Below are 21,653 nucleotides of genomic sequence, written 5' to 3' on the forward strand. Positions count from 1 at the left end.
TGCCAGCCCCGGCGCCTCGGCACGCGCCGCCCGGGCCGCCTCGGCGGACTCCGGGTCGGGCCCGGCATCGGCCGCCCGGGCCACATTCGGCCCGCCACGGAAGTAGTTGTAGTTGGTCGAGTTGATCTGGATGCCGGGCTGCGGCGGCGGCTGGTTGGCGAGCTTGTCCGCGGCCTCCTCACGCGCCTGGCTGGAGCGTACGCCCGCGCCGAGCGCCGCACCCAGCCCCGGCACCCGGGCCAGCGGACCGGCGGCCGCGGCACTGACCCGGCCCGCCTCCTCCGCACCGAGTGAGCGGACGATCTCCTCGCGCACCCGGAGCCGGTTCCGCTCATCCATCGGGGTGCCGTGCTCGCTGACCCAGCGCTCCTCGGCCTCACTCAGTGCGGCCGCCACCCGGGCGTCCTGCTTGCGCCGGGTCGGTGCGTTCAGGCTGCGGCCCATGGTGCCGGGCCGGTTCACCCCCGGTGCCCGGCCGGCCGGGCCGCCGTTGCGGGACACCGCGGTGGACCCGCCGCCGGCCATCCGGTTGCGGGCCGCGGTCATCTGGGCCAGCGCGGCCGCCGGCAGATTGGTCACCGTCTGGGTGATGGTCCGGGGCTCGTCCCGCCCGGCCCGGGCCTCGACCGACCCGGAGGCGGTCGCGGTCGCCGGTTGCGCATCGCCGCGGATCAGCGAGACCACCTTCCACAACCCGAGCAGCAGCATCACCATCAGCACGGCCTTCATGCCCATCCCGGTACCGGGCAGCTTCAGCGCCGCGGTGACCAGCAGCATCGCGATCGTCTGCAGCAGTTGGAAGACGAAGCTGAGCAGCAGTGCCTTGAACCAGGTCATCAACCAGGCCCGGAAAATTCTCTGGGTGGGTGGGAAGAGCCCGAGCAGCGCGATCACCGGTAGGAAGAAGAACAAGGCCACCAGCACCGAGTTCCACAACAGCAACAACCCCGAGGTGACGACCAGGAAGGCGCCGACGAGCACCGCGAGCAGCATCGAGAACAACCCGAGGTTGACCCGCTCCCCGGCGTTCGCACCCTGCCAGGTCGGGTACTGGTCGTGGTACTGCGACCACACCACCTCGCGGACGATGTTCCACTGGCCCTGCCGGTTCTCGATCTTGTCGTCATTGGGATCGGTCGGATTGCCCGGTGGTCGATCACCCCAGGTGGCCTCGGTGGCGGTCTGGCCCTGCGCCCACAGCTGCACCAGCCGGACATCGCTGCCGGGCTGGTTCGGCGGCGGGATCAACCGATCCGCCGATGCCTTGAAGCGCTTCACCTCCCCGGTGGTGAACGGCATCGGATCGGACAGCGAGGTGCCGAACTGGCCGGTCGCCCACGGGTCGAGCACCACGTTCTGATAGATCAGGCAGTCGAAGGAGCGGCGGGCGTCCCCGCTGCTGGTGGAGCAGAACGGGCTGGACTGGTTGGGCAGCAGCACCGAGGAGAGCTGACCGTTGGCGTCGTTGATGGTGTTCAGCGCCGAACTGGTCAGCCAGTAGTAGTTGGGTTTCTGTTCGCTGCCGCCACCCTGGGTGACCTGGGTGGAGGGCAGCACCAGGAAGGTGCCGATCACCATGAAGATGCCGACGCCGATCAATGCCTGCAGGGTTTCCCGCTGTTTGCCCGGCCCGCGCATCCCGCCGGTGAAGACCACCAGCAGACCGGTCAGCATGATCATCACCACCGACATGGACAGGAACAACCCGGTGGACAACCGGTTCACCGGCGCGACCGCCTGGGTCAGCAGATTGATCACCAGCTGCGGGTTCGCGGCCAGCCCACGGACCGAGATCGCACCGGCGCCGACCAGCTTCGCCAGATCGAAGATCGAGTTGGCGACCATGTTCAGCGCCGACGGCAGGTACGCGCAGTTGTAGTCGGTACGCGGCGGGAAGTCCTTGAATCCCTCCTGCTGCGCGAGTTTGGTGTGCGACCAGGTGGCGCCGGAGGTCCCCATCGCCTCATAGAGGGTGTACGCCGGCATCGGGCGCCCCTTGGCGGTGTCCCAGACCTCGACCGGTCGCCCGCGCGGGTCGAACAGCTGCCCGACCGCCATCATCGACGCCGCGTCCTGGGCGTACGGCTGGTTGCCCGAGAACATCGGCAGCGGTGCACACTCCGGCGGCTCGGCGGCCCGCGAGGTGCCGGTCGGCAGCAGTGCGACCACCGCCACCACCGCGAACACCAGCACCAGCAGGGCTTTTGGGATCCGTCGGCTGAGCGAGCGAGGAACGAGCGAGTCGAAGCCACGTCGCTTCGGGGGATGCCCCTTCGACTCGTCGCTGCGCTCCTCGCTCAGGGAACGGGGGGAGGTCACGACTGGCCCCCGACGGGTTCGGCCGCCTCGGCGTCCTCCTGCTCGCCGAGCACGCCGGCTTCGGCGACGGCGGCCTCGCGCTCGTCGTTGGTGATGAACTCCCACTCCCACGGGTCGGCGGAGATCGGATGCCGCTGGGAGGCGGAGCGGGTGGTCGGGTTGGTGTCCGAGGCGCGCAGCAGTTCCTTGAACAGCAGGTCGATGTCGGTCAGTGCGACGTGGAAGTCCATGTCCCGGAACAGGCAGCGGCCGGTCTCCAGGTGCCCACCCATCCCGATCGGCAGCAGCGCGGCGGAGATCACCTCGCTGTTGTGCCGGGTGAGCAGCGGGGCGACCTGCCGGGCGTCGGCGTCCGAGCGCTGAAGGAACGCGAACACCGACTGCACCTGGTTCGCCGAGGGCCCCGCATCCCCTTCCCGGGAAGAGGTTTCGATCTGCCCCAGCCGGGAGGCGAGCTGGTCGATCAGCACCGTGATCAACCCATAGGACCGGCCCTGGGCGAGGGTGGTCAGCAGCAGTTCGCGGCCGCCCTTGGTCGCGGTGACCAGATAGGACTCGTCGACGAACAGCATCTTCGGCTGGATGTCACCGGTCCGCCCGGTGACCGGGTTCACCGACTGCTTGTTGTCCAGCATCTGCGCGGTATATTTCACCAGCACATACATGATCGCAGCGGCCAGCCGCTCCTCCTTGGACCAGGTGTCCTCACCGGTGGCCGACTTCGGAGTTTTCATGCCCCGCAGGGTGAAAACGGTACGCCGCTTGCGCAGCCGGGCGAACCCGGCCGGCTCCTCGGCGAAGGCCAGCGAGGAATAGGGCAGCCCGAGCAGTTGACGCAGCTGGATCGCGGCGCGGGAGAACTCCCGCTTCATCTCGAACGGCACCTCGGGCAGCTGCTCGATCCGCGCGGCCTCCTCGCCGACGACCTGGACGACCTCCCACAGCGTGGGGCGTCGCACCTGCCGGGCCACCTTCTCGGCGACCTCGCCGCGCTGGTGGTCCGGGATCTGCTGCTGGGCCTGGACCTCGGCGATCCGCTGGTTGATCCGCAACTGGTAACGCTGCTTGACGGTCTCGATGGCGGGCACGATCACATCGTCGAAGCGGTCGCGGACCTTCTGCCCGAGGAACATGGTGAGCATCTCATCGGCCAGCAGCGCGCCGGACTCCAGATTGGTCTCCACCTGCCACGGATCGAGTACGCCGGGGGCGGAGGCGACGATGTCGATCACCTCGGTGTCGGCCCAGAACTCCGGGTTCACCGGCGTGAACCGGGAGCGGGCGGTGCCGAGCACCCCGGCAGCGGCCTCGGCCTGGAAACCGGGATGGTTCACCTGCGGCCCGAAGGACAGGTAGTAGCAGAACTGGGCGAAGTCGACCTTCGGGTCGAGGACGACGGTCTGGACGCCGGATTCGCTTGCCTGGAAGAACATCAGCAGGGCCAGCGAGGACTTGCCACCACCGGAGCCGCCGACGATGAAGACACCGCCGCCGGAGTTGCGGGCCACCCCCGAGTGCGGGGAGTGGAAGACCGGTACGCCCTGGGATTCGCCGATGTAGTTGCCCATCCAGCCCAACGAGCGGCCCTCGGCGGAACGCACCTGCCGGTCGCCGATGACCACACCGGCGCGCGGGAAACCGACGCCGAACTGTTCGGGATCGGTGAGCCGGACGTAGGGGACCGAGACCAGTTTCGGCCCGGTACCGGGCAGGAAGCTGGCCAGCATCCGCCACTGGTAGCGGCTGGGGCGGACCAGGATCGCGTCGTTGAGGGTGTTCTTGGTGTCGATCACCAGCGACTCGACCCGGGCGTTCAGCTCCTCCAGGGTGGGTGCGGAGACCTGCACCATGATCTGTCCGAGGACACCGGGCTTGGGTGCCTGCCGGGCCCGGGACAGCGCATCCTCGGCGCGTACCTGTTCGTCGGCGACCAGGATGTCGGTGATCTGCCCACCGGTCGCCGAGCCCATGTTCTTCAGCTCACCGCGCAGGTTGTTGTTGATCTTCTCCAGCTGCTCCCGGAATTTGCGTGGGGGCAGCAATTCCATCCGATAGGACACCTCGACCCCGGCGTTCGCGAAGTGCCGGATCCAGGCCTGGCCGGCATTGGTCGCGGTCTCCTCGGGCCACTCGGCGACCGCCAGGCAGGCGGTGTAGGAATCCAGCGCATCCGACTCGTCGGAGCGGTCGGCCTCGGCGACGTTCTCGTTCAGGGTGGAGATGTGCAGGTATTGCCGTCGGTTCTCGGCGGTGAAGTCCACCCAGAGCGCGAACTCGCCCTCACCCCACGGCTTGCTCTGCGGGAAGTCGTTCATCGTCGGCGCGAAGTGCCCGGCCAACGGCTTGCGGATCAGCCACATCCGATCGGCACGGCTGATCGGCTGCACCGGCCCCAGGGTGGCGACGTTGCGCAGCACCCGCTGCGCCATCACCTCCCAGCGCGCGGCCAGGTCCGGCGGGATGAACTCGTCGTGGCCGCCCATCAGCGCCGCGTTCGCCGACTGCTTGATCTCGGCCAGCGTCGAGGTCGCCAGGGTGTCGATCTGGATCAGCAGGTAGGCCACCGGGCGGACGGTGCGGGTGTGCCGCAGGAAGAACGCGGTCGCATCCAGGTAGGTGCGGTAGAGCCTCGAGGGGTTCCAGGAGTTGCGGACCAGCTGGTGCTTCCACTCATCGACGTTGAACGGCTGGTGGGTCAGCCGGTAGTGCACCTGCACCGGTTCGCCGTCGGAGGCAGTGTTCACCAGCGCCTGGGTGGCCTGGTAGGCGAGCGCCTCGACATCCTCCGCACCCATGTACATGTCGCCCACCGGCTCCAGCCGGAACCCGGTCCACACGGTGTTCTGGTGCACGAACACCGACCCGTCGTCGTAGCGGTAGCCGAGCCGCAGATCCTCGCGGGCCTGCCGCCGCTGCCCACCACCGGCGGCCGCCTCCGGCCCGGTACGCCCGCGGCGCCGGCCCGCGGTGAGCGCGGACCAGACCACTCCGATGGCGACGAAGAACGCCACCACCAGCAACGCGATCAGGATGCCGTTGATCATCCGCGACCCCGGTCATCCGAACCGTAGTGGTCGGCGTACACCCGACGGGTCTCGAACCAGTCGCCGTCGGTCGGCTCCCAGATGATCGCCTGCCAGTGGATCTGGTCGGGTTCGGAGTCCCGGCTGAAACCGGAGATCCGGCGCGGCTGGGCGAAGGTGTAGTCGGCGAGCACCGCCATCCGCTGCGGCAGGGTCATCCGGTCCTCGCTCGGCCGGCCGGCCCAGAAGTAACCGATCACCCCGGCCAGCACCGCCGCGACCATCCCGATCACGCTGACGATCGGGGAGCCGACGAGGCGGCCGACGATCGCCGCGATGGCGGCGCCGACGACGAAGAACCCGCCGCCGACGGCCGCGCGGACCGTCGACAGGCCACCGGGAATGGCGATCCCGCCGAACTCCCAGAGCTTGTTCTCCCGCTGTTTCAGCCGGGTGTAGTCACTCGATCGCATCCCTACCAATTCCCTGCAGACATTGGGCCGATCCTCCCAGACGCGGGGTCAGCCGCCGATGCCCTTGACCACCTGCTGGATCGCACCGACCAGGATGCCGGCCGCGCCGATCAGCATCAGCCCGAGGAAGATCACCCCGGCCCCGGACAGCGCCTCGCGCAGCCCGCCGCCGCGGTGGAAGGTGATGATCAGCTTGATGCCGAGCAGGATGAACGCCAGCGTCGCGACCGCCCCGCCGACGGCGGCGATCTGCGAGGAGAGGTTCTCGATGATCTGGGTCATGACGAGCTCCCTTTCAACGGTCCGGGGGTGGTCATCGCGGTGTCGCCGAACCGCTCGGGCGGGTCGTCGTGCGCGGCGGTGGCGGGGCCGCGCCCGACGGTACCTTGGCGACGGCCGCCTGGACATCGGCGACGAACCACTTGCCGCCGTTCTGCTCGACGATCACCCGGTAGGCGTACGGCTGGTTGGTCTGGCTGCTGGAGTTCGCGCTGACCTCGACCTGCAGCTCCACCCGGGCGCCGTTGCCGTAGTCGAACCGCTGCCCGCCCTGGTGCGCCGACTTCGGCGGCAGCGCCACCACGTCGGTGACCTGCAGCTGCTTCAGGGCGCCGTTCAATCCCGCCCGCGCGGACTCGGTGGCGTTCTGGGTGAGGTACTGGCTCAGGCTGTCCGAGCTGCTCGCCCAGGCACCGAGGAACTCGGGCAGGAAGCTGGACTTCATCACCGCGGCCAGATCCAGATCGGTCAACGGCTGCCCGGCATTCGGGTCGTCGGCGGCCGGCTGACCGTAACCGCCGCTGGCCATCATGCCGATCATGCCGCTCACCCGCGGGCCGGCGCCGGTGGCCGGATCGTCGAGATAGATCGGCACCAGATAGCTGGCCTGGCCGTCGCTGCCCATCGTCGAGAAACCCAGATAACGGGCCCGGGACATGCCCTGCACCGGCTGCACGGTGCCGTTGAACTGGACGCTGTCGATCCGCCGCGGCCGGCTCTCCCCGGCGGCGCTGCAGGCCGGGTCGTCGACCGTGCTCATCGCGCGGGCCGAGGACAACCGGTTGGCGTCGTCGGCGCCACCGCGGGCCAGGCAGTAGCGCAGGTACTGGCTGCCGAAGACCGCGGCCGCGTCGGCGTTGAAGGTGTCCGCCTGGGTTCCGGTACGCCCGCCCTGCGGCAGGCCGCGGGTCGCCAGCACGGCCAGGAAGCCGCCGACGGTGGCGGCGGCGAGCACCGACAGGACCAGGGCCGCGACGGCGAGCCCGCGGAACAGTTTCGCGGCGCTGCGGGCATCGGAGAGCCGGCGGCCGGGCAGCGGGACGACCAGTTCGGCGCCGTCGCGGGTCCGGACCCGGTGCCCGGCGGGGCGCTCACCGGATTCGTCGTCATCGTCGTCGGCGGGCCCGGGGACGGCTACGGCGGCCGGCGGGGGCGGCGGGGTGGCCGAGGCCTGATGCTGTGGGTACGCCGTGGGGCCGCTCGGCGGGAGCTGGCCGCTGCCGGTGCGGATGCCCTGTGGATCGGCCGGACGCTGCGGCGGCGGCTGGTTCGGGGCGTGCTGGCTCGGGATCGGCTGCTGGGGTGTCGGGGCGGCCCAGTGGTCCTCGCTGGTACGCCTCGGCGGCGGCTGCTGCGGGCCGCCGGCGTTCGCTCGGCCGCCGTCACCGCGGCCCTGGCGGAGCGCGGAGCGCAGGATGGTGGCGTCCTCCCCGCTGCCCTCGCGGGCTCGCTGGGGGTCACCGGGACGAGCGGACCCATTCCCGGGACCGGTGCCCGGTCGGGGGAATCCATCTCGTCGGTCGGTCATCGGCAACTTCCACTGTCGGGGGACGCAGTACGCGATTCTTTCCGATGCCGGGGTCAGCTGTCGATTCACCCCGCAATGAACCATCCGGCAGCTGCCGCTACGTTGAAATCCTGCGTACCGGCGAACGGAAGGAGCACGGTGACGGGCCCACTGGAGGGGATTCTGGTCGCGGATTTCAGCCGGGTGCTCGCCGGTCCGCTGGCCTCGATGACGCTGTCCGATCTCGGGGCCCGGGTGATCAAGGTGGAACGCCCCGGCCACGGTGACGACACCCGCGCCTGGGGGCCGCCGTTCACCGAGCACGGCGCCACCTACTTCGCCTCGGTGAACCGCGGCAAGGAGTCGATCACCCTCGACCTGGGCGACCCCGAGGACCTGCGGCTGGCCCGCGAACTGGCGCTGCGTGCCGACGTGCTGCTGGAGAACTTCACCCCCGGCACCATGGAGCGCTTCGGGCTGGGCTTCGATCAATTGCGTGCCGCCAATCCGGGGTTGGTGCACTGCTCGATCACCGGGTTCGGCACCGAGGCCGGAGCCCGGATGCTCGGCTACGACTTCGTGGTGCAGGCGGTCGGCGGGCTGATGAGCGTCACCGGCCAACCTGATGGTGAGCCGACCAAGGTCGGGGTCGCGCTGGTCGACGTGCTCACCGGCAAGGACGTCGCCGCCGGCGTACTCGCCGCACTGTTCGCCCGGGAACGCACCGGGTTGGGTCAGCGGCTCGAGGTGTCGCTGCTGACCAGCCTGCTCGGGGCGCTGGTCAACCAGGGCCAGGCGACGCTGGCGACCGGTACGCCGCCGCGGGCGATGGGCAACCAGCATCCCTCGATCGCCCCCTACGAGACCCTGCAGGCCGCCGACCGACCGTTGGCGGTGGCCTGCGGCAACGATCTGCAGTTCGCGCGGCTCTGCGGCGTACTCGATCGCCCCGAACTCGCCGAGGACCCGCGCTATGCCCACAATCCGGACCGGGTCGCGCACCGCCCCGAACTGATCGCCGACCTGGAGGCGGTGCTGCGGCAGCGCGACGCCGAGGACTGGGTGGCCGAGCTGACCGCCGCCGGGGTACCGGCCGGACCGGTCAACGACATCGACCGCGCCATCGAACTCGCCGGTGAACTCGGCCTCGCCCCGACGATCGAGTTGCCCGACGGCCATGGCCGGCAGCTGCGGCACCCGGTCCGCTGGGTCGGTACCGAGCTGCCCGATCCGTGCCCGCCACCGGCCCTCGGCGAGCAGGACGCCGCGATCCGCGCCTGGCTGCAGGCACCCACCGATTCCCCATCCGTACCGACCGAGGAGGCCCGATGAGCAAGCCGACCCGCACCCCGCCGAACCCGCAGGACCTGATCGGCATCGACGACCAGCTGAGCGCCGACGAGCGCAGCGTGCGGGCCAGCGTCCGCGAGCTGTGCGCCGACATCGTCGAACCGCATATCGCCGACTGGTACGAGGCCGGCAGCCTGCCGGCGCGTGAGCTGGCCCGCGAGTTCGGGAAGCTCGGCCTGCTCGGGATGCACCTGGACGGCTATGGCTGCGCCGGGATGAGCGCGGTCGACTACGGCCTGGCCTGCACCGAGCTGGAGGCCGCCGACTCCGGGATCCGCTCGCTGGTGTCGGTGCAGGGGTCGCTGGCGATGTATGCGATCTGGAAGTTCGGCACCGAGGAGCAGAAGCAGCAGTGGCTGCCGCAGATGGCGACCGGTGAGGCGATCGGCTGCTTCGGGCTCACCGAACCCGACCACGGCTCGGACCCGGCCTCGATGCGGACCCGCGCGGTCCGGGACGGCTCGGACTGGGTGCTGACCGGGTCGAAGCTGTGGATCACCAACGGCTCGATCGCCGACGTCGCGGTCGTCTGGGCGAACGCCGGTGACGAGCACGGCGGCATCCGCGGGTTCGTGGTGCCCACCGACACCCCCGGTTTCGCCGCGCACGAGATCGAGCACAAGCTCTCGCTGCGGGCCTCGGTCACCGCCGAACTGGCGCTCGACGGCGTACGCCTCCCCGAAGACGCGGTGCTGGGGGAGGTACGCGGGCTGAAGGGGCCGCTGTCCTGTCTGAACGAGGCCCGCTTCGGGATCGTCTGGGGCTCGCTCGGCGCGGCCCGGTCCTGTCTGGACGCGGCGCTGAGCTACGCCACCGAGCGGCAGCAGTTCGGCCGGCCGATCGCCGGCTTCCAACTCACCCAGGGCAAGCTCGCGCAGATGGCCACCGAGCTGATCACCGGGCAGCTGCTCGCGCTGCATCTGGGCCGGCGCAAGGACACCGTCGGGCTGCGGCCGGAGCAGGTGTCGGTCGGCAAATACAACAACGTGGCGAAGGCGCTGGAGATCTGCCGCACCGCCCGGACCATCCTCGGCGCCAACGGCATCTCGGGGGAGTTCCCGGTGATGCGGCACGCCAACAACCTGGAGTCGGTGCTGACCTACGAGGGCACCACCGAGATGCACGCCCTCACCATCGGGGCCGCCCTGACCGGGGTGAGCGCGTTCCGCTGAGGCGTACGCCTCAGGCGCCAGCGGCTTCCTTCTTCTTGGCGCGGCGGGCGGAGAGGAACTCGAAGAGCATCGGCAGGATCGAGACGAAGACGATCAGGATGGCCGCGGCCTCGAGATTGTTCTTGATGATGTCGAACTGGCCGAGGAAGTAGCCGAGCGTGGTGACGCCGCACGCCCACAGCACGCCGCCGATGGCGGTCCACAGGATGAAGGTGCGGAACGGCATCCGGGCCACGCCGGCGACCAGGGTGACGAAGGTGCGCACCATCGGCACGAAGCGGGCCAGTACCAGCGCCTTGGCGCCGTATTTGTCGAAGAAGTCGTGGGTCTTGTCCACATAGACCGGGTTGAACACCTTGCCCATGAAGCCCTCGCGGGGCTTGAACAGCGGCGGCCCGATCAGCCTGCCGATCCAGTAACCGGAGATGTTGCCGAGGATCGCGGCGATCGTCAGCACGATGCAGCAGAAGATCAGGGTGGCCACTTCGGAGCCGAAGTAGTGGATCACCGGCGGCGCACCGGCGACCACCGGAACCTTGATGAACAGGCCGACGGTGAACAGCAGCGAGTCACCGGGCAGCAGCGAGAAGATCCCGCACTCGGCGAAGACGATCAGGGCGACCACCCACAGCGCGTAGGGACCGGCGGCGCCGATGATCCGCTCGGGCGAGAGCCAGTCCGGCATCAGCATCGGGACGAGGGCGTAGGTGGAGAGCACGGGGTCAAGATACCGTCCGGAACTGTGCGTACCGAACATCAACAGGGGGACCCGCCGGCCCCCATCGACCCTGAACCGTCCCCGACGACGACCGCGGTGGGGGTCGGACCGTGGTCCGGGCCGTGGCCCGACGACCCGCGGCTGGACCCGGAGCTGCTGGCCGAGGGGGATCGCCGCAATGTCGTCGATCGCTACCGCTACTGGCGTCTGGAGGCGATCGTCGCCGATCTGGACACCCGGCGTACGCCGCTGCACGTCGCGATCGAGAACTGGGAGCACGACTTCAACATCGGTTCGATCGTGCGCACCGCGAACGCCTTCAACGTGGCCGGGGTGCACATCATCGGACGGCGTCGCTGGAACCGGCGTGGCGCGATGGTCACTGACCGTTATCTGCACGTGCAGCACCACGTGAGCGAGGCCGACTTCCTGGCCTGGGCGACCGCTGCGGCGTACCAGGTGGTCGGGGTGGACAACCTGCCCGGCTCGGTACCGCTGGAGACCAGTGAGCTGCCGGAACGCTGCTGCCTGGTCTTCGGCTCCGAGGGCGCCGGGCTGACCGACGAACTCGTCGCCGGTTGCGACCAACTGGTGGCGATCGACCAGCAGGGTTCGACCCGCTCCATGAACGCCGGTGCGGCCGCCGCCATCGCGATGTACGCCTGGCGGCTCCAGCACCCCCACGTCGGCTGAGCCAGCGCCTGCGCCACTCACACGTCGGCTGAGCGAGCGCAGGCATTCCCCACACGTCGGCTGAGCGAGCGCCAGCGAGTCGAAGCCACGCCCTTCGACTCGTCGCTGCGCTCCTCGCTCAGGGAACAGGCTGCGGCTGGTTGGTCACCGCAGCAGGGTAGGCAACCGGGGGGCCGGATGACCCGGACCAGACCAGCTGGACCGGTGGTACATACTGGACCCTGCGACGACGTGGAAGGTGGAGGCTGGTGCCGGGTATCGAGGACGGCAGCCTGCAGGCTGCCCCGTTCGAACCCACCGTCGTCCCGATCGTGCCGCCGACCACCAAGCGTTCCCAGGTCCGCGAGCTGCTCGAACAGATCATCGCCGGCCGGCTGCGCCCGGGCGATGCGATCGCCTCCGAACGGGAGCTGGTCCGCCAGCTCGGGGTCTCCCGGGTGACGGTACGCCAGGCGATCAGCGACCTGGTCGAGGCCGGCCGGTTGGAGCGGGTGCACGGCAAGGGCACCTATGTCACCGGGCCCAGGATCAACACGCGATTGCATCTGACCTCGTTCTCCCGGGAGATGCGGGCCCGCGGGTTGGAGCCGCGGACCGAGGTGCTGTCCGCCGACGAGGTCGCCGAGCCCGACGAGCTGGTCCGCGAGCAGCTGCAGTTGCCGGCCGGGCAGCCGGTGATCCGGGTGGAGCGGTTACGACTGGCCGATGACACCCCGATGGCGCACGAGATCGGGTTCTATCCGGCGCACTGCTTCCCCGGGCTGCTGACCCGCGAGCTGGGCTCGCTCTACGACGTGTTCGCCGCCGACTACGACATCCGGGTCACCTCCGGGGTGCAGTCGATCCGCGCCGAGGCCGCCGACCAGACCCAGGCCACCGTGCTCGGCATCGCCCGCCGCGCACCGCTGCTGGTGCAGGAGCGGGTGACCTGGGCCGGTACGCAGGTGATCGAGTTCGCCACCTCCAGCTATCGCGGCGACCGGTACCGGATCCACATGTCGGTCACCCCCACCGGTTCGAGCTAGCTGCGTTCATCCCGACACGATGAACGTGGTGAACCCGCGCACCTACACTGGGCCGCATGCAGCAGCTCCCCATCTTCTATGACCCGCTGCGGGCCGAGCAGCGGATCGGGGCGCAGCGGCGCCGGGTGATCTGGGGACTGGTCAGCACCGGCATCTCGGTCGCCGCGCTGGCGGCACTGTTCCTCTATGGCTGGCTGGTCACCAAGAGCCAACCCGGGGAGACCGGCCAGCTGTTGCGCTGGGTGCTCGCCTTCTCCAGCATCACCGGACTGATCTCGCTGCTGGCCAACCTGCTCTGGCTCCGCGCGCTGCGCAATGGCCGCCGCGAGGTCGGTGACGGCCTGGCGCTGACGCTCTCGCACCGGGGCATCGAGACTGCCGAGGGGCCGCTCGGTTGGGAGCAGATCGCCCGGGTACGCGCGGCCAATGGCCGGCCCGGCCACGGCTACCGGCTGGACATCATCGGTACCGACAGCCAGGTCCGGGCCTTCCCGCTGGACGGGCTGGCGCTGCTGCCCGGCAGCCTCGACTCGGCCACCCGGGCGTACTCCTCGGGCCGGCACGGGGTCGATCTCACCGTCGTCGACGACTGAGTCTCCCGTCGTGAAAGGATTGGGGTGAGGCCTGCCCGATCAAGAGAAAGAGTGATGACATGCCTATCGCCACACCCGAGGTGTACGCCGAGATGCTGGACCGCGCGAAGCAGCAGGGCTTCGCCTACCCGGCCATCAACATCTCCAGCTCCCAGACCCTGAACGCCGCGCTGGCGGGCTTCGCCGAGGCGGGGTCGGACGGCATCATCCAGGTCTCCACCGGCGGTGCCGAGTATCTCTCCGGCCCGACCGTCAAGGACATGGTCTCCGGCGCCACCGCACTCGCCGAGTACGCCCAGATCGTCGCCGAGAAGTACCCGGTGAACATCGCCCTGCACACCGACCACTGCCCCAAGGACAAGCTCGACGGCTTCGTCCGCCCGCTGCTCGCGATCTCCGCCGAGCGCGTCAAGAACGGCCAGAACCCGCTGTTCCAGTCGCACATGTGGGACGGCTCCGCGGTGCCGCTGGAGGAGAACCTGGAGATCGCCGAGGAGCTGTTCAAGCTCTGCCAGGAGGCGAAGATCATCCTCGAGGTCGAGATCGGCGTCGTCGGCGGCGAGGAGGACGGGGTCGCCAACGAGATCAACGACAAGCTCTACTCGACCCCCGAGGACGCCATCGCCACCGCCAAGGCCCTCGGTTACGGTGACCGCGGTTACTACATGACCGCGCTGACCTTCGGCAACGTGCACGGCGTCTACAAGCCGGGCAACGTGAAGCTGAAGCCCGAGGTGCTGAAGGCCGCCCAGGACGCCGTCGTCAAGGAATTCGGCCTGGAGGAGGGCGCCAAGCCGTTCCACCTGGTCTTCCATGGCGGCTCCGGTTCGCTGCCCGAGGAGATCGCCGAGGCCGTCTCCTACGGCGTGGTGAAGATGAACGTCGACACCGACACCCAGTACGCCTTCACCCGGCCGGTCGCCGGACACATGTTCACCAAGTACGACGGTGTGCTGAAGATCGACGGCGAGGTCGGCAACAAGAAGGACTACGACCCGCGCGCCTGGGGCAAGGCGGGCGAGGCCGGGATGGCCGCCCGGGTCGTCGAGGCCTGCGAGAACCTGGGTTCGGCCGGCACCCACGTCTGAACCCGCGACGTACCGGCGGTGAACCCCTGCCGCCCCTAACCTGAGCCGCATGCCCACAACGCAGCAGTTCGTGGCCCGGGTCCGGCAGCTCACCGCCGGTACGCCCTACCGGGTCATCGAGACCCCCGACGGCTGCGACGTCACCCTCAATGTCGTCAACGCGACCTGGCGTACGCTCTTCGCCCGCCGCGGGCTGTCAAAGGTCTTCACCCATCGGATCGTCCTCGATGAGCAGGCCGGCGCCGCGACCGTGACCGATCTGTCGCAGCAGGTCGAGTGGACCGCGGTGAATCCCGGGGAGGGCCCGGTCCCGGTGCTCACCGGTGAGGTGAGCCAGGTGGCCGGCCGGATCCGGGAATGGTCGAGCCAGCAGGTCTACGGCTGGGACGCCGACGGGCAGTTCGTCGAAGAGGCCGGTTACACCTTCAGCTCCGAGGAGGGTCGCGCCCTGGTCGACCGGGCGCTCAAGGAGCAGGGTTGGACCACCCGGATGGGCTGGCAGCAGAAGACCGGACTGATCGCGGCGATCGGCGCCGTGGCGCTGGCGCTGCTGCTGGGATTGGTGCTGCTCGGCTGGCTGGTCCTGCTCCGCTGAGATGCTCGGCGGACCGGGTGGCTACGCTGGGCCGGTGACCGAGAAGCCGCACGAGAACCTGCTCGCCAGCCACGGAACCACCCCCGCCACCCGTCTCCCGGACGATCCGGCCGCCGCCGAGATCGCCGAGCACGGGCGGGAACGGTTCGTCCAGATCGTTCGCAAGCACCCGCAGTCCAGCCTGTGCTGGGCGCTGCTCGCCGAGGGGGCGCTCGGGGTGGGCACCGACGATGCCGACGTGTCGGCGTACGCCTACGCCCGGACCGGCTACCACCGCGGCCTGGACTCGCTGCGCCGCGCCGGCTGGAAGGGGTCGGGGCCGATCCCGTGGGAGCACGGCCCGAACCGCGGCTTCCTGCGCTGCCTGTGGGCGCTGGCGGTGGCCGCCGACCGGATCGGCGAGGCCGACGAGGCGCAGCGCTGCAGCCAGTTCCTCAAGGACTCCTCCTTCACCGGCTACGACGAGCTCAGCGACAGCCTGCCGATGGGCAACCGGGCCGCCCAGCAGAACGGTCAGAAGGACACTGACGCCAAAACTCGGTAGGGTGAGGTGTCAAGAGGGTCCTTGGCAGCACGCGGGACCCTTTTTGGCTGACCTGGCCCGAACGGGCCGAAGAAGCTGTAGCTGAGAAAGGCTGACATGCCCGGCATCATCGTGATGGGCGCCCAGTGGGGCGACGAAGGCAAGGGGAAGGCCACCGACCAGCTGGGGGACCGCATCGACTTCTGTGTGCGCTACTCCGGCGGTAACAACGCGGGCCACACCTTGGTCGTGAACGGCGAGAAGTACGCGATGCACCTGCTGCCCAGCGGGATGCTGAACCCGAACGCCATGCCGGTGATCGGCAACGGCGTGGTGATCGACCTCGGGGTGCTTTTCTCCGAGATCGACGACCTCGCCGCCCGCGGGGTGGACAGCGACAACCTCAAGGTCTCCGCCAACGCCCACGTCATCGCGCCCTACCACACCACGATCGACAAGGTCAGCGAGCGCTTCCTCGGCAAGCGCAAGATCGGTACCACCGGCCGCGGCATCGGCCCGGCCTACTCCGACAAGATCAACCGGATGGGCATCCGCGTCCAGGACCTGTTCGATCCGGAAATCCTGCGCGCCAAGGTCGAGGCGTCGCTGGACCAGAAGAACCAGATCCTGGTCAAGATCTTCAACCGCCGCGCCCTCGATGCCGACGAGGTGATCGACACCCTCACCTCCTACGCCGAGCGGCTGCGGCCGATGGTCGCCGACACCTCCCGGCTGCTCAACGACGGGCTGGACGAGGACAAGGTGGTGCTCTTCGAGGGCGCCCAGGCCCACCACCTGGACGTCGACCTCGGCACCTACCCCTACGTCACCTCCTCCAACCCGACCGCCGGCGGCGCCTGCACCGGCACCGGTGTCGGCCCGACCCGGATCGACCGGGTGATCGGCATCGCCAAGGCCTACACCACCCGCGTCGGTGAGGGCCCGTTCCCGACCGAGCTGCTGGACGCCGACGGCGACCGGCTGCGGGAGGCCGGTGGCGAGTTCGGTGTCACCACCGGCCGGCCGCGGCGTACCGGCTGGTTCGACGCGCTCGTCGTCGAGGCCGCCGCCAGCGCGAACGCCTTCACCGACGTCTTCTTGACCAAGCTCGACATCCTGTCCGGCTGGGAGAAGATCCCGGTCTGCGTCGCCTACGACGTCAACGGGGTACGCCACGACACGATGCCGATGACCCAGGCCGAGTTCGCCGCCGCCACCCCGATCTACGAGGAGGTCGACGGCTGGACCGAGGACATCTCCGGCGCCCGCGAGTTCGACGAGCTGCCGGTCAAGGCCCAGGACTACGTGAAGCGGCTGGAAGAACTCATCGGTACCCGGATCTCCGGGATCGGTGTCGGCCCCGGCCGGGAGCAGTCGGTGATGGTGCACGACCTGCTCTGAGCGAGTGGTCGGATGCGGATGGATCGCGCGAAGGAGCGAGGATGAAGGTACTGGTGATCGGCAGCGGGGCGCGTGAGCATGCCCTGGCGTACGCCCTGGAGCGTGATCCCGAGGTGAGCGAGGTGCACGCCGCCCCGGGCAATCCGCGGATGACCGAGGTGGCGCAGTTGCATGCCGTCGACCCGGTGGATCCGGCGGCGGTGACCGCGCTGGTCCGCGAGCTGGGTGTCGACCTGGTCGTGATCGGCCCGGAGGCGCCGCTGGTCGCCGGCGTCGCCGACGCCGTCCGGGAGGCCGGCGTCGCCTGCTTCGGCCCGTCCGCCGACGCGGCCCGGATCGAGGGCAGCAAGGCCTTCGCCAAGGAGGTGATGGCCGCCGCCGGGGTACCGACGGCCCGCGCGGAGGTCTGCCGCACCGCCGACGAGGTGGCCGCCGCGCTCGACGAGTTCGGCGCCCCCTACGTGGTCAAGGACGACGGACTGGCCGCCGGCAAGGGCGTCGTCGTCACCGAGGACCGGCAGGCCGCCCTCGACCATGCCGAGGCGATCCTCCGCACCGACGGCGGGGCCGTGGTGGTCGAGGAATTCCTTTCCGGGCCCGAGGTTTCGCTGTTCGCGATCTGCGACGGCACCACCGCGGCACCGATGCAGGCCACCCAGGACTTCAAGCGCGCCTACGACGGCGACAAGGGCCCGAACACCGGCGGCATGGGGGCGTACACCCCGCTCGGCTGGACGCCCGCCGATCTGGAGGAGCAGGTCACCGAGCACATCATCCAGCCGGTGATCGACGAACTCGCCCGCCGCGGTACGCCGTTCGTCGGCCTGCTGTACGCCGGGCTGGCGCTGACGCCGAAGGGCGTCAAGGTGATCGAGTTCAACGCCCGTTTCGGCGACCCGGAGACCCAGCCTTTGCTGCTGCAGTTGGAATCCCCGCTGGGCCAGGTGCTGTACGCCGCGGCCACCGGCAGGCTCGCGGACGCGCCGCCGCTGAAGTTCAGCAACGGGTACGCGGTCGGTGTGGTGGTCGCCGCCGACGGCTACCCGGGCGAGCCGGTGACCGGCACCCGGATCTTCGAGGGCCAGTTCCGCTCCGGCAACATCAAGCTCTTCCACGGCGGTACCGGCCGGGACGAACTGGGCAACCTGATCGTCACCGGCGGCCGGGTGATGACCGTCACGGGTAAGGGCCACACCCTCGGCTTCGCCCGCAACATGGTGTACGCCGCGGTCAACGCTTTCCATCTGGAGAAGGTTTTCTGGCGATCCGACATCGCCGCGAAGGCCGCCCACCACGAGATCCCGAATTACGAGGTGCCCGAGGGCGGGCTGTTCCAGGTGGAGTCGACGAGCGAGCGGAGCGAGCAGGCGTGATCCCCAATGTGCTGGCCAATCGCTACGCGTCGGCGGCGATGCGGGACATCTGGTCGCCGGAGAACAAGATCGTCGCGGAGCGCCGGCTCTGGATCGCGGTGCTGGAGGCACAGCGGGATCTGGGGGTGGACTTCGGCGGGGACGACCCGGATGCGGTGATCGCTGCCTACGAAGGGGTTCTCGAGCAGGTCGACCTGGAATCGATCGCCGCTCGTGAGCGGGTCACCCGGCACGATGTGAAGGCGCGGATCGAGGAGTTCAACGCGCTCGCCGGTTTCGAGCACGTGCACAAGGGGATGACCTCCCGCGACCTCACCGAGAACATCGAGCAGTACCAGGTGCTGGCCTCGCTGAAGCTGGTGCACGACCGGATCGTGACGACGCTGGTCGGGTTGACCCGGATCGCCGCCGAGTACGCCGACCGGGCGATCGCGGGCCGCTCGCACAATGTGGCGGCCCAGATCACCACGCTGGGCAAGCGGTTCGCGACGGCGACCGACGAGCTGCTGGTGGCCCGGGAGCGGGTGGAGGAGCTGATCGCGCGCTATCCGCTGCGGGGCATCAAGGGCCCGGTCGGTACCAGCCAGGACATGCTCGATCTGCTCGGTGGCGATGCCGAGAAGCAGGCGGAGCTGGAGCGCCGGATCGCAACCAGGCTTGGGTTTGCGCGGGTGCTCACCTCCACCGGGCAGGTCTATCCGCGGTCGCTGGACTTCGACGTGCTGACCGCGCTGGCGCAGACCGCGGCCGCCCCGTCGAATGTGGCGACCTCGATCCGGCTGATGGCCGGCCACGAGCTGGTCACCGAGGGTTTCCAGCCCGGGCAGGTCGGCTCCTCGGCGATGCCGCACAAGATGAACACCCGTTCCTGCGAGCGGGTGAACGGGCTCTCGGTGGTGCTGCGCGGTTACGTGTCGATGGTCGGCGAGCTGGCCGGCGACCAGTGGAACGAGGGCGACGTGTCGTGCTCGGTGGTCCGCCGGGTCGCGCTGCCGGACGCGTTCTATGCCCTGGACGGGCTGTTCGAGACCTTCCTCACCGTGCTCGGCGACTTCGGCGCCTTCGATGCGGTGATCGAGGCCGAACTGCAGCGGTACCTGCCGTTCCTGACGACCACCAAGGTGCTGATGGCCGCGGTCCGCAAGGGCGTCGGCCGGGAGCAGGCGCACGAGGCGATCAAGGAGCATGCGGTCGCGGTGGCGCTGGAGATGCGGGAGACCGGCCGCGCCGACAACGACCTGTTCGACCGGCTCGCCGCCGATCAGCGGCTCGGCTTGGAGCGCGCGGAACTGGACGCCCTGATCACCGAGCCGCTGGAGCTGTCCGGCTCGGCGAGGGCCCAGGTCGCGCAGCTGGTGCAGCGCGTGCAGACCCTCGCCGAGCAGTGGCCGGACGCCGCGGCGTACCGGCCGGGTGCGGTGCTCTGATCAGTCGCTGATCAGTTGTCGCTGGGCGTCCAGCCCGCCGGCATCCGGACGATCAGGCCGCCCGGGTCGACGGTGACGCGGACCGAGAGCACCTCGCCGAAGTGGTCGCCGTCCAGCTCGATCTCCTGCGGGTCACGCAGCGAGATCTCGATCCGCTGGGCCTGCTGGTAGCTGAGGTGCTCGTTCTTGTTGTTCGCCAGCTGCTTGGTGCCGGGCAGGCGCAGCAGGGCGTTCTCCACCAGCACCTTCCACAGGATCTGCGGCCAGCCGAGGATGCCCTGCGGCTGCAGCGCGATGATGTCGAGCATGCCGTCGTCGACCGCGGCATCGGGGAGCAGCAGGATGTTGTTCTGCAGCGAGCCGCAGTTGCCGACCATCACGGTGTGGATCTTGCCGCGCTGCGGCTGGTTGTTGTCCAGCTGGTACACCAGCCGCATCCGGTGGTTGTGCTTCAGCGACTCGACGATCGACTTCACATAGGCGAGCGCGCCGACCTTGGACTTCAGGTCCTCGTCGGTGTTGGAGATCATCTGCGCGTCCAGGCCCAGGCCGGCCATCACCAGGAAGGAGTGCTCCTCCTGCTTGCCGTCCTTGCGGCTCCAGACGGCGACGCCGAGGTCGATCGGCCGGTCCACTCCGTTGAACGCGGCCTCGGCGGACTCGTTCAGGTTGTCCAGCGTCAGCTCCAGGTTGCGGGCCAGCAGGTTGCCGGTGCCCTGCGGCGCCAGCGCCATCGGCGTACCGGTGTCCCGCAGTGCCTCGGCGACCGCACGCACGGTCCCGTCACCGCCGACCGCGAGCACCACATCGGCGTTGCGGTCCAGCGCCTCCTTGGCCATCCCGGTACCCGGATCGTCCTCGCTGGTCTCCAGATACATCGACTCCGACCAGCCGGCCTGTTGGGCGATCGGGTCGATGGTCTCGCGGAGATCCTCGATCGAGATCTTGACGGGATTGAACACGACTGCAGCGGTTGGCATGCGGTCTTCCTTTCGCGCTTGATCGACTTCTGGTCATGCGGGGTGGGCATGCCTTGCTAGAGGGATACCCGATTGTTGCAGGGTCACTCGGTGCACCGCTGCCCCCATTACGCTGGGCGCGTGCCCACGAACCAGATCGAACCACAGTTCGCCGACGTCCTCGACCTGCCGCTGCTGCACGCCGGCAAGGTGCGGGAGCTGTACGCGCTGCCCGATCAGAACTCGATGCTGATGGTGGCCACCGACAACATCTCCGCCTTCGACTGGGTGCTGACCAGCCGGATCCCCGACAAGGGCGCGATCCTGAACCAGCTCTCGCTGTGGTGGTTCGAGCAGCTCGCCGGCCTGGTCGACAACCACGTGCTCTCCACCGAGGTGCCGGATGCGGTCCGCGGGCGGGCGGTGATCTGCGATCAGCTGGAGATGATCCCGGTCGAGTGCGTGGCCCGGGGTTATCTGACCGGGTCGGGGTGGATCGAGTACCAGCAGAACCGCAGCGTCTGTGGCGTACCGCTGCCCGAGGGGCTCACCGACGGCGCCCGGCTGCCGGAGCCGATCTTCACCCCGGCGACGAAGGCCGCGCTCGGCGACCACGACGAGAACGTCGATTTCGACACCGTCGTCGGCCAGGTCGGCCGCGAGACGGCCGAGGAGATCCGCCGGCTGACCCTCGAGGTGTACGCCACCGCGGAGCGGATGGCGCGCGAGCGCGGGATCATCCTTGCCGACACCAAGCTCGAGTTCGGTCGCCGGGCCGACGGCACGATCGTGCTCGCCGATGAGGTGCTCACCCCGGACTCGTCACGGTTCTGGGAGGCGGCGAGCTGGCCGGAGTCGCTGGACTCCTTCGACAAGCAGTTCGTCCGCAACTGGCTGCTCGCCCAGGACTGGGACCGCAACGGCGACGAGCCACCGCCGCCGCTGCCCGCGGACGTGGTGGCCGCCACCCGGGATCGCTATGCGAGCGCGTTCTCCCGGCTCACCGGGCGGGAGTTCCGGTCATGAGCGGCGGGTGGCAGCAGCCGCCCTGGGGCGGGCCGCCCCAGGGCCCGCCGCCGAATGGTGGACCGCCGCCGGGCCGGCCCTTCGGGGGGCCGCCGCCGCCCGGCCCGCC

The 21,653-nt window shown here is 69.5% G+C and carries 19 protein-coding genes; 12 read left to right on the forward strand and 7 right to left on the reverse strand.

Annotation, left to right across the window (positions count from 1 at the left end; genetic code table 11):
• The 5 genes from BI335_RS12065 to BI335_RS12085 form a co-directional block, all read right to left on the reverse strand.
• A partial coding sequence (locus tag BI335_RS12065; protein WP_144009120.1) for a type IV secretion system protein occupies positions 1 to 2,319 on the reverse strand: 2,319 nt, incomplete at its 3' end.
• The gene (locus BI335_RS12070) at positions 2,316 to 5,363 is read right to left on the reverse strand and encodes an ATP-binding protein (RefSeq protein WP_094431216.1); all 3,048 of its coding nucleotides are present in this window, start codon (positions 5,361 to 5,363) and stop codon (positions 2,316 to 2,318) included. The genes BI335_RS12065 and BI335_RS12070, both read right to left, overlap by 4 nt.
• Positions 5,360 to 5,815 (reverse strand): hypothetical protein, encoded by a 456-nt coding sequence (locus BI335_RS12075; RefSeq protein WP_094359185.1) that lies wholly within the window; start codon positions 5,813 to 5,815, stop codon positions 5,360 to 5,362. Before BI335_RS12075 ends, BI335_RS12070 begins: the two co-directional genes overlap by 4 nt.
• A gap of 48 nt (positions 5,816 to 5,863) precedes the next feature.
• Positions 5,864 to 6,097: a hypothetical protein gene (locus BI335_RS12080; RefSeq protein ID WP_094359183.1), complete on the reverse strand. Its 234-nt coding sequence runs from the start codon at positions 6,095 to 6,097 to the stop codon at positions 5,864 to 5,866.
• 31 nt (positions 6,098 to 6,128) lie between these two features.
• Entirely contained in the window at positions 6,129 to 7,622 is a 1,494-nt protein-coding gene (locus BI335_RS12085; protein ID WP_094431218.1) for a conjugal transfer protein, read from the reverse strand.
• Positions 7,623 to 7,760: 138 nt separating this feature from the next.
• Between BI335_RS12085 and BI335_RS12090 the strand changes: the two genes are divergently transcribed.
• Together BI335_RS12090 and BI335_RS12095 are read left to right on the forward strand one after the other, a co-directional pair.
• On the forward strand, positions 7,761 to 8,933 hold the full coding sequence (locus BI335_RS12090) for a CaiB/BaiF CoA transferase family protein (protein ID WP_229119568.1): 1,173 nt from the start codon (positions 7,761 to 7,763) through the stop codon (positions 8,931 to 8,933).
• Positions 8,930 to 10,123 carry an acyl-CoA dehydrogenase family protein gene (locus BI335_RS12095; protein ID WP_094431221.1) on the forward strand — a complete coding sequence of 398 codons (1,194 nt, stop codon included), beginning with the start codon at positions 8,930 to 8,932 and terminating at the stop codon, positions 10,121 to 10,123. Before BI335_RS12090 ends, BI335_RS12095 begins: the two co-directional genes overlap by 4 nt.
• 10 nt (positions 10,124 to 10,133) lie before the next feature.
• Here the strand turns inward: BI335_RS12095 and BI335_RS12100 are convergent, their stop codons facing one another.
• Positions 10,134 to 10,880, reverse strand: a complete 747-nt coding sequence (locus tag BI335_RS12100) for a DedA family protein (RefSeq protein ID WP_411266756.1) — start codon at positions 10,878 to 10,880, stop codon at positions 10,134 to 10,136.
• A 57-nt stretch (positions 10,881 to 10,937) separates the two neighbouring features.
• On the opposite strand from BI335_RS12100, the gene BI335_RS12105 reads away from it, so the two are divergent.
• The 9 genes from BI335_RS12105 to purB all read left to right on the forward strand — a co-directional run bounded on the left by BI335_RS12105 (position 10,938) and on the right by purB (position 19,559).
• Positions 10,938 to 11,534 (forward strand): TrmH family RNA methyltransferase, encoded by a 597-nt coding sequence (locus BI335_RS12105; RefSeq protein ID WP_229119569.1) that lies wholly within the window; start codon positions 10,938 to 10,940, stop codon positions 11,532 to 11,534.
• 248 nt (positions 11,535 to 11,782) lie between these two features.
• Positions 11,783 to 12,559: a GntR family transcriptional regulator gene (locus tag BI335_RS12110; RefSeq protein WP_229119570.1), complete on the forward strand. Its 777-nt coding sequence runs from the start codon at positions 11,783 to 11,785 to the stop codon at positions 12,557 to 12,559.
• Between the two features lie 56 nt (positions 12,560 to 12,615).
• The gene (locus BI335_RS12115; RefSeq protein WP_094431225.1) at positions 12,616 to 13,152 is read left to right on the forward strand and encodes a hypothetical protein; all 537 of its coding nucleotides are present in this window, start codon (positions 12,616 to 12,618) and stop codon (positions 13,150 to 13,152) included.
• Between the two features lie 59 nt (positions 13,153 to 13,211).
• The gene (fbaA, locus tag BI335_RS12120; protein WP_094431227.1) at positions 13,212 to 14,240 is read left to right on the forward strand and encodes a class II fructose-bisphosphate aldolase; all 1,029 of its coding nucleotides are present in this window, start codon (positions 13,212 to 13,214) and stop codon (positions 14,238 to 14,240) included.
• Between the two features lie 49 nt (positions 14,241 to 14,289).
• Positions 14,290 to 14,835, forward strand: a complete 546-nt coding sequence (locus tag BI335_RS12125) for a hypothetical protein (RefSeq protein WP_094431229.1) — start codon at positions 14,290 to 14,292, stop codon at positions 14,833 to 14,835.
• A 34-nt stretch (positions 14,836 to 14,869) separates the two neighbouring features.
• On the forward strand, positions 14,870 to 15,379 hold the full coding sequence (locus BI335_RS12130; protein WP_229119571.1) for a DUF3151 domain-containing protein: 510 nt from the start codon (positions 14,870 to 14,872) through the stop codon (positions 15,377 to 15,379).
• A 96-nt stretch (positions 15,380 to 15,475) separates the two neighbouring features.
• A complete protein-coding gene (locus BI335_RS12135) occupies positions 15,476 to 16,759 on the forward strand; it encodes an adenylosuccinate synthase (protein WP_094431233.1) in 1,284 nt (427 codons plus the stop codon).
• A 41-nt stretch (positions 16,760 to 16,800) separates the two neighbouring features.
• Complete coding sequence (purD, locus tag BI335_RS12140; protein WP_094431235.1) at positions 16,801 to 18,132, forward strand: phosphoribosylamine--glycine ligase; 1,332 nt, start codon at positions 16,801 to 16,803, stop codon at positions 18,130 to 18,132.
• Positions 18,129 to 19,559, forward strand: a complete 1,431-nt coding sequence (gene purB / locus BI335_RS12145) for an adenylosuccinate lyase (protein WP_267489866.1) — start codon at positions 18,129 to 18,131, stop codon at positions 19,557 to 19,559. Before purD ends, purB begins: the two co-directional genes overlap by 4 nt.
• A gap of 11 nt (positions 19,560 to 19,570) precedes the next feature.
• On the opposite strand, the gene BI335_RS12150 is transcribed toward purB, so the two are convergent.
• Positions 19,571 to 20,539 carry a diacylglycerol/lipid kinase family protein gene (locus BI335_RS12150; RefSeq protein ID WP_094431237.1) on the reverse strand — a complete coding sequence of 323 codons (969 nt, stop codon included), beginning with the start codon at positions 20,537 to 20,539 and terminating at the stop codon, positions 19,571 to 19,573.
• A 120-nt stretch (positions 20,540 to 20,659) separates the two neighbouring features.
• Here BI335_RS12150 and BI335_RS12155 point away from each other — a divergent pair, with 120 nt between their 5' ends.
• Positions 20,660 to 21,544, forward strand: coding sequence for a phosphoribosylaminoimidazolesuccinocarboxamide synthase (locus BI335_RS12155; protein WP_229119572.1), 885 nt, complete (start codon positions 20,660 to 20,662; stop codon positions 21,542 to 21,544).
• Positions 21,545 to 21,653 lie beyond the last annotated feature (109 nt).

The organism is Enemella evansiae (assembly GCF_002250705.1).
Lineage (GTDB): Bacteria > Actinomycetota > Actinomycetes > Propionibacteriales > Propionibacteriaceae > Enemella > Enemella evansiae.